The organism is Stutzerimonas nosocomialis (assembly GCF_005876855.1).
GTDB lineage: Bacteria > Pseudomonadota > Gammaproteobacteria > Pseudomonadales > Pseudomonadaceae > Stutzerimonas > Stutzerimonas nosocomialis.
On record NZ_QLAE01000013.1, the window covers coordinates 96,100 to 107,269 of the forward strand.

Genomic DNA, 11,170 nt, shown 5'->3' on the forward strand with positions numbered 1-11,170 from the left:
CCCGGTCCGATGATGTCCATGCCGATTCGCTCTTCCTATCCCGCGCTGCGTGCCTTGCTCGCCCATCTGTGCGCCCTCGGCCTGACCTGGCTGGCGCTGCTCGCGGCGCGACAGTTGCAATGGCCGCTCGGCATGCTCGGCGCGGCCTGGTTGCAAGGCGTACTGGCGGCGATCATCGGCCAGTGCCTGGGCCTGTCGCGCTGGTGGCTGGCGATCAACCTGCTGTTCGTGCCGGGTCTGGTCGGCTTGTTCTGGTATGCGATACCGCCCTGGGTGCCGCTGGGCGGCTTCGTGCTGCTGCTGTTGCTCAACTGGAACGCGTTCGGCGAGCGTGTCCCGCTGTATCTCACGGGGGGCGGTGCCGAGCGGCGCCTGCAGGCCCGGCTGGCGGAGCTGCCAGCGGACTTTCGCCTGATCGACCTGGGCAGTGGCCTGGCCGGAACGCTGGTGCGCCTGTCGCGCGCCTATCCGGCGGCGACCTTCGTCGGCGTCGAAACGGCGCCGCTGACCTTCGTGCTGTCCTGGCTGCGCTGTCTGCCGCGCCCCAATTGCCGGGTGCGTTTCGTCAGCCTGTGGCGTGTCGATCTCGGTGCGTACGACGTGGTGTACTGCTTCCTGTCCCCGGCGCCGATGCCCGCGCTGTGGGACAAGGCGCGCGCCGAAATGAAGCCCTCGGCGCTGCTGATCTCCAATACCTTCGCCATCCCCGGCGTCGAGCCGCTCGAGACGCTGGTGCTCGACGACTGGCGTCATTCGCGCCTGCTGATCTGGCGTCCGGGCGTCCGGGCGTCGGGGCCTGACGGCCCGAGGGGTAACTGGCTAAACTGCACGTCCGAGCCAAGGAGCCCCGCCATGCAGAACCCACAGAACCTGATCTGGATCGACCTGGAAATGACCGGTCTGGACCCGGACAACGACGTCATCATAGAGATGGCGACCATCGTGACCGACAGCGATCTCAACGTCCTGGCCGAAGGGCCGGTGATCGCGGTTCATCAGAGCGACGAGGTGCTGGGCGCGATGGACGAGTGGAATACGCGCCAGCACGGTGGTTCGGGCCTGACTCAGCGGGTCCGGGAAAGCCGCATCGATGCCGCCCAGGCCGAGGCGATGACCCTGGAGTTCCTGCAGCAATGGGTGCCCGCGCGCACCTCACCGATCTGCGGCAACAGCATCTGCCAGGACCGGCGCTTCCTCTATCGCCACATGCCCCGGCTCGAAGCCTACTTCCATTACCGCAACCTGGACGTATCGACGCTCAAGGAGCTCGCCGCGCGCTGGGCGCCGCACGTGCGCGACGGCGTGAAGAAGAGCGGTTCGCACCTGGCGATGGACGACATCCGCGACTCGATCGCCGAGCTGCGTCACTACCGCGAGCACTTCATCAAGTTCTGACCGTGGTCACTGGCCGAGCTTTCTCAGCTCGTCTGATTCCACGATCCTGACCCCGCGGCCCTCTTCGAGGGCGAGCCGCCAGAGCGCCCAGGCCAGGGCGCAGGCGTCGATGCCGCGGTACTTGCCCGGCAGCAATTGCGTGAGGGGCCCGGCGAGCTGTTCGCTCAGGCGCGGCTCGATGCGCGTGCCGAGCAGGTGCGAGGGCCGCGCGATGGTCAGCTGGGGCCAGTCCTGGGCGACCAGGTCGCGTTCGACCTCGCCCTTGACCCGGGTGTAGAAGAACCGTGAATCCACGTCCGCGCCCAGCGAGCTGATTACCAGCAGATGCCGGGCGCCGAGCTCGCGCGCCCGCTGCGCGAAAGCGATCACCAGATCATGGTCGACGGCGTAGAAGGCCTCTTCGCTGCCGGCCTGCCTGATCGTGGTGCCCAGGCAGCAGAAAGCGGTGTCGAAATCCCCGGACAGCTGCGGCAGCAGTGCCTGCAGGTCGCCGACCGGGTTTTCCAGGCGCGGATGCTCGGCCAGGGGGCGGCGGGTGGGCGCCAGTACGCACTCGACCGTGGGTTCGTTGAGCAGCCGGTCCAGCAGATGCTCGCCGGTGAGGCCCGTGGCGCCGGCAAGCAGAATACGCTGGGGCGTCAGATACATGGCGTGTTCCCTCTCTGTTCAGTCATCCAGGTCCGCGGGCCGAGTGTCCTGCAGCTGGCGCCAGTGGGCAAGCACGCCTTCGGGGGCCCAGAGCTGGGGTTCCGATGCCTGGTACTGCTCGGCCTCCTCCTGTTCGGCAACGTGGGCCTTCGCCAGTTCGAAGGCTTCGGCCAGATCGCGGGTGCGGCTCATCGCCTCGGCGAACAGCGCGCGGCCGAAATAGGTGAAATCGCTCTCTTCCGAGCAGCCGAAGGAAACCCGGTCGGCTCGGGCGGCGGTCATCACCAGGGTGCGTTCGTCCTTGAGCGGCTCGATGAAGCCGCCGGAGTAGCAGGCCGAGATGATCACCACCTTGTTGCGATCGGCCAGCGGCTGCAGCAGGCGGGCAAGGTCGGCTGCCGGCAGGTCTTCCAGGGTCAGGCGCGGCTGGACGACGGCCAGCTGGTGGTCCGCCGAGCCGTGGCTGGTGAAGTAGAAGAACAGCAGGTCTTCCGGACCGCTGGCCCGCGCCAGGGCCTCGATCGCCCGGCGAAGGTTCTCGCGGGTCGCCAGCGGGCGGTCGGCCAGGTGGTCGCGGTGGTTGACCAGCGTAACCTGTCCATGGGCATGGTAGCGCTCGCGGAGCAGGCGGCTGACGAAGTCGGACTCGCGCAGGAATACGCTCTGCTGGCCGTCGCCGGCGAAGATCAGGCCGTAGAGTTCGGTGGCGGGGGTCGAGGCGGGCAGGGCGCCGAGCGCTTCGTCGAGCAGGCGCCCCTGGTTCAGCAGGCCGACTTCCAGGGGATCGGCCAGCGGCTGACCCTGTTCGTCAGCAGCGCGGCGCCCGCTGCGCCAGGTGCCCGCTTCGCGACGCCCGTCGGCGAGCACGCGTTCGCCCTTGCCGTGGAACTGGCCGAAGCGGAAACCGCCCTGGTAATGGCTGCCGTCGGGCAGCTCGAGGCGGCCCTGGCCGTGGTAGCGCCAGCCGCGAAAGCCGCCCTCGTAGCGGCTGCCGTCGCTGCCGATGTGCTGGCCTTGTCCGGTCAGTTCGCCCTGGCTGAAGGTGCCGCTCCAGTGATCGCCGCTGGCGCTTTCGTAGCGTCCCTGACCCTCCATGCGGTCGTTGGCGAAGCCGCCTTCGTAGCGTTCGCCGTCGGCGGAAACGAAGCTGCCCGGGCCGTCGAGCACGCCATTGACGAAGTGCCCCTGGTAGGTGTCGGCACCGTCACGGCGGATGCCCTCGCCGTGTGGCTGGCCGCCGGCGAACTGGCCTTCGTATACCTGTCCGTCGGGATAGGTCAGGCGGCCGTGCCCGTGGTAGCGGTCACGCAGGAATTCACCTTCATAACGCATGCCGTCCTGGCTGAAGACGCCCTTGCCCTCCATTCGGCCGAGGCGGAACTGGCCTTCGTAGAGGGCGCCTTCGGCGTAGCGGAAGACCCCGACGCCGTCGAACAGCCCGGCGGCGAACTCGCCTTCGTAGCGGTCGCCGCTGGGGCCTTGCCAGATGCCCGGCCCGCTCAGCAGGCCGGCTTCGAAAGTGCCGATATAGAAGCTGCCGTTGGGGTAGTCGATGCGTCCTTCGCCCTGCAGCAGGCCGTCGACGACCTCGCCCCGGTAACGCCCGCCGTCGGGCAGTCTCGCATCGGGCGGGATCAGGGGTTCGCCCTCGCCGCAGGCGGCGAGGAGCAGGGCAAGCGTGAGGGGCAACAGGCGGCGCATACGGGCTCTCGGCGTTCGGGTGCCGGCAGTATGCCGCAAAGCGGTGACGCCGGCGTGCGCCGCAGCCGCGCGTTCAGACGAAGCAGAGGGCCAGGGTCTCGGCGATGTAGGCCGGCTTTTCGCCCCCCTCGATTTCCATTTCGGCGCGGGCCTTGAGCAGCCATTGGCCGGGGTTCTTCTCGTAGGCGTCGAGCAGCGTGACTTTCAGGCGTACCCGCGACCCGACCTTGACCGGCTGGATGAAGCGCACGCTGTCGAGCCCGTAGTTGATGCCCATCTTCATGCCTTCGGGGCGCACCAGCAGGTCGCCCATCAACGCCGGGATCAGCGAGAGCGAGAGGAAGCCGTGGGCGATGGTGGTGCCGAAGGGGGTGAGCTTGGCCTTTTCCGGATCGACATGGATGAACTGGTGGTCGCCCGTGCAATCGGCGAAGCGGTCGATGCGGTCCTGGTCGATGGTCAACCACTCGGATCGGCCGAGGTCCTTGCCTATATAGTCCTTCAGTTCTGTAACGGGAACTTGCGGCATGGGTGCTCCTGAAGAGGTCTTGTTATGGGAGACCGGTAGATCAGCATGCGTCTTGCAGGGGGTCAACCAAGCATGGCCGTGGCGAATGACCCGCCATAGCGTGCCGCCGAGGGTGGCACCGGCTTCGCCGGTTGCGCTCTATCCCTATAATGCCCGCCCATTTTTTAAGGAGGCTCCCGATGTTGCTACGTGGCCTGACCTGGCTGGTCCTGTTTCAGTTGCTGGGGACGGCGATCAACGTGCTGTTCCTGTCCATCCTGCCGGGCCCGATCATCGGATTGCTGCTGCTGTTCGTGACCCTGCTGGTGCGCGGCAGCGCCGGCCAGTCGCTGCAGCTCGCGGCCAGCAGCCTGCTGCGTTATCTGCCCCTGCTGCTGGTGCCGCCCGCGGTCGGTGTGATGGCCTATACCGGCGCGATCGTGCAGGACTTCTGGGCAATCGTCGGGGTGCTGGTGCTGTCGCTGGTGATTTCGCTGGTGTTCACCGGCTGGCTGATGCAGGCCCTGATCCGGCGCCAGCAGCGTCGTCGGGAGGCCGCATGACCGTGCAATGGCAGGCGGCGTGGCAAGCGGTGGTGCAGCATCCCCTGTTCGCGGTGGCGATCACCCTCGCGGTGTATCAGCTGGCCTGCGCCGCCTACGAGAAAACCCGCTGGGTGTTCCTGCAGCCGGTGCTGGTCTCGATGGTGCTGGTGATCGGCGTGCTGCTGGCCTGCGGTATCGAGTATGCCGACTACGCTGCGGACGCCCAGTGGCTGACCGTGCTGCTCGGGCCGGCGACCGTGGCCCTGGCGGTGCCGCTCTATCTGAATCTGCGGCGGATTCGCGAGCTCTTCGGCCCGATCATGCTGACGCTGCTCATCGGTGGGGCGAGTGCGACGGCGCTGGGCATGGCCCTGGCCTGGGCATTCGGCATCGAGCGCCTGATGCTCATGACCCTGGCGCCCAAGTCGGTGACCTCGCCCATCGCCATGCTGGTGGCCGGACAGATCGGCGGCATCGCCGCGCTGGCGGCGGTGTTCGTGATGATCACCGGGGTGCTGGGCGCGATCCTCGGGCCGGAACTGTTGCGCCGCTTTGGTGTTCAGCATCCTGCGGCCCGCGGTATGGCGCTGGGGCTGACCTCGCATGCGGTCGGCACGGCCCAGGCGTTGCAGGAGAGTGACGAGTGCGGTGCCTTTGCGGCGCTCGCGATGAGCTTGATGGGCGTGATGACCGCGGTGCTGTTGCCCCTGGCCGTCAGTCTGTTGCTGTAATGGAGTCTGTCATGACGCTACCTCTGTTTCCCCTCGACACTGTGCTTTTCCCCGGTTGCAAGCTCGACCTGCAGCTGTTCGAGGCGCGCTACCTGGACATGGTCAGCCGCTGCATGAAGGAAGGCCACGGTTTCGGCGTGGTCTGCATCGTCGAAGGCGAGGAGGTGGGGGAGGCGGCCTCCTCGTTTTCCACCTTCGGCTGCGAGGCGCTGATCCGCGACTGGCAGCAGCGGCCCAACGGCCTGCTGGGTATCCGGGTCGAGGGCGGGCGGCGTTTCAAGGTGCTCAGCGCAGAGGTGCAGCGCGATCAGCTCACCGTCGCCGAAGTCGAGTGGCTCGAGCCGGAGCAGGAGCTGCCGCTGCAGGCCGAGCACGCCGACCTGGTCGCGCTGCTCGAGGCGCTGGGTCAGCATCCCCTGGTCGAGGCGCTCGGCATGGGTGGCGCGGCGGCCGGTCAGCGCGCCCTGGCAAGCCAGCTGGCGTACCTGCTGCCGTTCCAGCCCGAACAGAAGTTGCACCTGTTGCAGCTGGGCGAGCCCCGGATGCAGCTCGAGCTGATCCAGTCGTTCCTCGAACGGCTGCAGGATGGCGGCAACTGAGCCGTCATTCGTAGCGATACAGCTCGAACGCGCCCGACAGCGCCCACAGCGCATAGGCGCCGAGCGTGGCCAGGCAGGCCGGCATCAGGACCCACCAGACCTTCGGCGACAGCGCGCCGAGCAGGGTGCGCCATTGGCAGAGCGCCAGCGAGGCGGCGCAGAACGTCGCGGCCAGCAGCGCGCCGCCGATCACGTCGGTCGGCCAGTGCACGCCGAGGTAGACGCGCGACAGGGCAATGGCAGTGGCCGGCAGGCTGGCCAGCAGCAGCCAGGTCAGGCGCATGCGCGGCGGCTGGTCGCGTCCGGCGAGCAGCCCGATCACCAGGAAAAAGGCGAAGCTGGCCGAAGCATGCCCTGAGGGGAAGCTGTAGGAACTCAAGGGCTCCAGGATCACCTCCGGGCGCATCCTGGCAAAGGCGGCTTTCAGCGCGCCGTTGGCAAATGCCGTGCCGAGCAGGGCGATGATGGCGAACACGGCCGCGCGCCATTGGCGCATCACCAGCAGCAGCGAGCAGAGCAGTACACCGGCCAGCAGCTGGGCGCGGAAGTCGCCGAAGCGGGTCACCACGACCATGAAGCGATCCAGGCCGGGGCTGCGCTCGCCCTGGATCACCGCCAGCAGGCCTTCGTCGAATTCCTTGAAGTAGGGCCAGGCGAAGAACAGTGCGAGCAGCGCGCAGCCGCTGAGCAGGGTGGCCAGCCGGCTGGTCCAGCGCAGTCGATTCAGGCTGCCATGCACGGTCACGCCGAGCACCAGCAGCAGGCCGCCGACGATGATCGCCGCCTCGCCCCAGAAACCTTCCGGCAGCGGCAGGCGGAACGCGGCGCCTGCCGTCCAGCCCGGCAGCAGGTAGGCCATCGCCCAGCCGGCCGAGGCCAGCAGGCTGACCAGCAGGAAGCGGCCGAACGGCATGTCCAGCATGCCGGCGGTCATCGGCAGCATCGGTCGTAGCGGCCCGATGAAACGGCCCACCAGCAGGCTCGCCACCCCGTAGCGCTGGAAGTAGCCTTCGGCCCGCAGCAGCCATTCGGGGTGGTTGCGCAGGGGGCGGATCTTGCGGATGTTCTGGTGATAGCGGCGGCCCAGGGCGTAGGAGAGCAGATCGCCCAGCAGGCCGCCGATATAGCCCAGCAGCAGCGTTTCGCCCAGCCCCAGTGCGCCGCTGCCCGCCAGCATGGAGATGGCGAACAGCAGGACGGTCCCCGGGACGAGCAGGCCGACGACGGCCAGGCATTCGACGCAGGCGGCGATCAGCAGCGCGAGGCCGAGCCACTGGGGCTGGGCGCCCAGCCAGCCGGTGATTGTTTCGAGCCACTGGCCCATGCGGACTCCTTGTTCGGCGGTGCAGCTTCGACTCGGTCGGGATGCGGTGGTTTCACCCTCGCGGCGCTGTCAATTCATGGATGGCGCGGCCCCGGTCGCATCGGTACACAGGATATTTCGTCCATCCGGCGAGCCACGCTGTGCGTGGCCTGGCGCGACGGCTATAATCAGCCGCTTTCCCTTCAGCCAGGCCAGCTCCACCATGACCGAGTCCGTACTCGACTACATGACCCGCTTGGGTCGCGCGGCGCGCGACGCGTCGCGGGTGCTCGCACGAGCCAGCACCGCCCAGAAGAACCGCGCCCTGCAGGCCGCCGCGGCGGCGCTGGATGCGGCGCGCCCGGAGCTGGCGGCGGCCAACGCGCGCGATCTGGAAGCGGGGCGGGCCAGCGGACTGGACGCGGCCATGCTCGACCGCCTGGCGCTGACGCCGGCGCGGGTCGACGACATGATCGAAGGCCTGCGCCAGGTCGCCACGCTACCCGATCCGATCGGCGAGATCCGTGACATGCGCTTTCTGCCCTCCGGAATCCAGGTCGGCAAGATGCGCGTGCCGCTGGGCGTGGTGGGCATCATCTACGAATCGCGGCCCAACGTGACCATCGACGCCGCCAGCCTGTGCCTGAAATCGGGCAACGCCACCATCCTGCGCGGCGGCTCGGAGGCGATCCATTCCAACCAGGCGATCGCTCGCTGCATCGGCCTCGGCCTGGCCGAAGCGGGGCTGCCGGAGACGGCGGTACAGGTGGTCGAGACCACCGATCGCGCGGCGGTCGGTGCGCTGATCAGCATGCCGGACTACGTCGACGTGATCGTTCCGCGCGGCGGCAAGGGCCTGATCGAGCGCATCAGCCGCGAGGCGCGGGTGCCGGTGATCAAACACCTGGACGGTATCTGCCACGTCTACATCGACCAGGCGGCCGACGTGGACAAGGCCATCCGTATCGCCGACAACGCCAAGACCCAGCGCTTCGCCCCGTGCAACACCATGGAGACGCTGCTGGTGCACCAGGCGATGGCCGCGACGGTGCTGCCGCCGCTGGCCGGCATCTATCGCGAGAAGGGCGTCGAGCTGCGCGGTTGCCCGCGTACCTGCGAGCTGCTCGGCAGCGATGTGCTGGCCGCCAGCGAAGAAGACTGGTCGACCGAATACAACGCGCCGATCCTGTCGATCCGCCTCGTCGACTCCCTGGACGAGGCCATCGAGCACATCAACCGCTACGGCTCGCAGCACACCGATGCGATCGTGACCGAAAACTTCACCGACGCGCGGCGCTTCCTCACCGAAGTCGACTCCAGCTCGGTGATGGTCAATGCCTCGACCCGTTTCGCCGACGGCTTCGAGTACGGGCTGGGGGCCGAGATCGGCATCTCCACCGACAAGCTGCACGCCCGTGGTCCGGTTGGTCTGGAAGGCCTGACCAGCGAAAAATACGTGGTCTTCGGCAACGGTCACATCCGCACCTGATGGGACGGCGAATTGGCGTCCTGGGAGGGACCTTCGACCCGGTACACATCGGCCACCTGCGTGGTGCGCTGGAGGTCGCCGAGCAGTTCGCCCTCGACGAGTTGCGCCTGATTCCCAATTCGCAGCCGCCGCACCGCGGCGTTCCCAGCAGCAGCGCGGCCGATCGCCTGGCCATGGTGCAGTGCGCGGTCGCCGACGTACCACCGCTGACGGTGGACGCGCGCGAGCTGGGACGCGACCTGCCGTCGTACACCATCGACACGCTGGAGTCGCTGCGTGCCGAGCTGTCGGCGGACGACGGGCTGTACCTGCTGCTGGGCTGGGATGCCTTCTGCGGCCTGCCGGGCTGGCACCGTTGGGAGGAATTGCTCGACCACTGCCACATCCTGGTGCTGCAGCGTCCGGACGCCGACATGGATGCGCCCGAGGCGCTGCGCGACCTGCTCGCCGGGCGCAGCGTCAGCGATCCCCAGGCGCTGCAGGGCAGCGGCGGACAGATCGCGTTCGTCTGGCAGACGCCGCTTGAGGTGTCCGCCACCCAGATTCGCCAGCTTCTCGCCAGCGGCAAGTCGGTCCGATTCCTGGTACCCGATGCCGTACTGGCCTATATCAATGCGCACGGACTGTACCGTGCGCCGAACTGAGGTTGTTTCACGTTATGCAAAATGAATCCCTGGTCCAGCTGGCAGTCGCCGCGCTGGAAGATCTGAAGGCTCAGGACATCGTCAACATCGATGTCCGCGGCAAGACCAGCGTGACCGATTTCATGGTCATCGCCAGCGGCACCTCGAGCCGCCACGTCAAATCCCTGGCCGAGAACGTGCTCGAAAAGGTCAAGGAGCAAGGCGTGCGCCCGCTGGGCAGCGAAGGCCTGGACGGTGGCGAATGGGCGCTGCTCGACCTCGGCGACGTGGTGGTTCACGTGATGCAGGTTCCGACCCGCCAGTTCTACGACCTCGAACGCCTGTGGCAGGGCGCCGAGCAGAGCCGTGCGCAGCACCTGGGCGATTCGGAGTAAGCCGCGACCGTGCGCATCAAGCTGATCGCCGTGGGATCGAAGATGCCGCGCTGGGTGGAGGACGGATGGCAGGAATATGCCAAGCGGATGCCGCCTGAGCTCGGGCTCGAGCTGGTGGAGATCCCGTTGAGCACCCGTGGCAAGAATGCCGACGTAGCGCGCTTGATTCGCCAGGAAGGCGAAGCGATGCTGGCGCGCGTGCAACCCGGCGAGCGGGTCGTGACCCTGGAAGTCACCGGCAAGCCCTGGAGCACCGAGCAGCTGGCAGCCGAACTCGAACGCTGGCGGCTCGACGCGCGCACCGTCAACCTCATGGTGGGCGGCCCCGAGGGGCTGGCGCCAGAGGTCTGCGCGCGCAGCGAGCAACGCTGGTCGCTGTCGCCGCTGACGCTGCCGCATCCCCTGGTGCGCATCCTGATCGGTGAGCAGATTTATCGTGCCTGGACGGTTCTGTCCGGTCATCCCTATCACAAGTAGTTGTCCGCAAAGCAGTCCCGATGCCGCAGCCGATTCCCCTCAAGGACCACGAAAAGGACGCCCGCCTGGTGCGTCAGCGGGTGCTGGTGGGCATCGTCGTCGTGGTGCTGCTGATGCTGGTGCTGGTCGCGCGCATGTACTACCTGCAGGTGGTCCAGTACCAGCACCACTCGACCCTGTCGGAAAACAACCGGGTCCACGTGCAGCCGATTCCTCCGACGCGCGGGCTGATCTACGACCGTGACGGGCGGATCATCGCCGACAACCGACCGAGCTTCAGCCTGACGGTGACCCGCGAGCGCGCCGGAGACTGGCGCCAGGTGCTGGACACGGTGGTCGAGGTGTTGCACCTCTCGCCCGAGGAGCGCGGTCTGTTCGAGAAGCGGGTGCTGCAGGGGCGTCGCCCGTTCGAACCGGTGCCGATCCTCTTCGAACTGTCCGAAGAGCAGATCGCCCTCGTGGCGGTCAACCAGTTCCGCCTGCCGGGCGTCGAGGTCTCCGCGCAGCTGGTGCGCCATTATCCGCAACGCGAACACTTCGCCCATTCGGTCGGTTACGTCGGGCGCATCAACGAGGCCGAGCTCAAGGCCCTCGATCCGATCAATTACGCCGGCACACACCACATCGGCAAGACCGGCATCGAGAAGTTCTACGAGGACGTGCTGCACGGCGAGGTGGGCTACGAGGAAGTCGAGACCAACGCCCGGGGGCGGGTCCTGCGTGTGCTCAAGCGCACCGATCCGGTGCCCGGCCAGG

Annotated in this window: 13 protein-coding genes and 1 pseudogene; 10 read left to right on the forward strand and 4 right to left on the reverse strand. The window is 67.6% G+C overall.

Annotated elements, in window-relative coordinates; genetic code table 11:
- Window positions 1–12 precede the first annotated feature (12 nt).
- A pseudogene (locus DN824_RS10555) lies at window positions 13–813 on the forward strand (class I SAM-dependent methyltransferase); the annotation flags it as partial.
- Window positions 814–852: 39 nt separating this feature from the next.
- Complete coding sequence (gene orn / locus DN824_RS10560) at window positions 853–1,395, forward strand: oligoribonuclease (RefSeq protein WP_138408379.1); 543 nt, start codon at window positions 853–855, stop codon at window positions 1,393–1,395.
- Window positions 1,396–1,401: 6 nt separating this feature from the next.
- Here orn and DN824_RS10565 read toward each other — a convergent pair whose 3' ends face one another.
- From DN824_RS10565 to DN824_RS10575, 3 genes are all read right to left on the reverse strand, one after another.
- Window positions 1,402–2,043 (reverse strand): oxidoreductase, encoded by a 642-nt coding sequence (locus DN824_RS10565; RefSeq protein WP_138408363.1) that lies wholly within the window; start codon window positions 2,041–2,043, stop codon window positions 1,402–1,404.
- Between the two features lie 18 nt (window positions 2,044–2,061).
- Entirely contained in the window at window positions 2,062–3,744 is a 1,683-nt protein-coding gene (locus DN824_RS10570) for a C13 family peptidase (protein ID WP_138408364.1), read from the reverse strand.
- A gap of 73 nt (window positions 3,745–3,817) precedes the next feature.
- Window positions 3,818–4,273, reverse strand: coding sequence for a MaoC family dehydratase (locus DN824_RS10575; RefSeq protein ID WP_138408365.1), 456 nt, complete (start codon window positions 4,271–4,273; stop codon window positions 3,818–3,820).
- A gap of 179 nt (window positions 4,274–4,452) precedes the next feature.
- Between DN824_RS10575 and DN824_RS10580 the strand changes: the two genes are divergently transcribed.
- Genes DN824_RS10580 through DN824_RS10590 form a run of 3 tightly spaced genes read left to right on the forward strand, consistent with a single transcriptional unit; the run spans window position 4,453 to window position 6,127 of the window.
- Window positions 4,453–4,815 carry a CidA/LrgA family protein gene (locus tag DN824_RS10580; RefSeq protein WP_138408366.1) on the forward strand — a complete coding sequence of 121 codons (363 nt, stop codon included), beginning with the start codon at window positions 4,453–4,455 and terminating at the stop codon, window positions 4,813–4,815.
- Window positions 4,812–5,528 (forward strand): LrgB family protein, encoded by a 717-nt coding sequence (locus DN824_RS10585; RefSeq protein WP_138408367.1) that lies wholly within the window; start codon window positions 4,812–4,814, stop codon window positions 5,526–5,528. Before DN824_RS10580 ends, DN824_RS10585 begins: the two co-directional genes overlap by 4 nt.
- An 11-nt stretch (window positions 5,529–5,539) precedes the next feature.
- Complete coding sequence (locus DN824_RS10590) at window positions 5,540–6,127, forward strand: LON peptidase substrate-binding domain-containing protein (RefSeq protein ID WP_138408368.1); 588 nt, start codon at window positions 5,540–5,542, stop codon at window positions 6,125–6,127.
- Between the two features lie 4 nt (window positions 6,128–6,131).
- On the opposite strand, the gene DN824_RS10595 is transcribed toward DN824_RS10590, so the two are convergent.
- The gene (locus DN824_RS10595) at window positions 6,132–7,451 is read right to left on the reverse strand and encodes a bifunctional DedA family/phosphatase PAP2 family protein (RefSeq protein WP_138408369.1); all 1,320 of its coding nucleotides are present in this window, start codon (window positions 7,449–7,451) and stop codon (window positions 6,132–6,134) included.
- A 202-nt stretch (window positions 7,452–7,653) separates the two neighbouring features.
- On the opposite strand from DN824_RS10595, the gene DN824_RS10600 reads away from it, so the two are divergent.
- From DN824_RS10600 to DN824_RS10620, 5 genes are all read left to right on the forward strand, one after another.
- The gene (locus DN824_RS10600; RefSeq protein WP_138408370.1) at window positions 7,654–8,919 is read left to right on the forward strand and encodes a glutamate-5-semialdehyde dehydrogenase; all 1,266 of its coding nucleotides are present in this window, start codon (window positions 7,654–7,656) and stop codon (window positions 8,917–8,919) included.
- Complete coding sequence (nadD, locus tag DN824_RS10605; RefSeq protein WP_138408371.1) at window positions 8,919–9,563, forward strand: nicotinate-nucleotide adenylyltransferase; 645 nt, start codon at window positions 8,919–8,921, stop codon at window positions 9,561–9,563. Before DN824_RS10600 ends, nadD begins: the two co-directional genes overlap by 1 nt.
- Before the next feature lie 14 nt (window positions 9,564–9,577).
- Complete coding sequence (rsfS, locus tag DN824_RS10610; RefSeq protein ID WP_138408372.1) at window positions 9,578–9,937, forward strand: ribosome silencing factor; 360 nt, start codon at window positions 9,578–9,580, stop codon at window positions 9,935–9,937.
- A 9-nt stretch (window positions 9,938–9,946) separates the two neighbouring features.
- Window positions 9,947–10,414: a 23S rRNA (pseudouridine(1915)-N(3))-methyltransferase RlmH gene (rlmH, locus tag DN824_RS10615; RefSeq protein ID WP_138408373.1), complete on the forward strand. Its 468-nt coding sequence runs from the start codon at window positions 9,947–9,949 to the stop codon at window positions 10,412–10,414.
- 20 nt (window positions 10,415–10,434) lie between these two features.
- Window positions 10,435–11,170 (forward strand): penicillin-binding protein 2 (locus tag DN824_RS10620; RefSeq protein ID WP_479688027.1); only part of this gene is annotated, 736 nt, incomplete at its 3' end.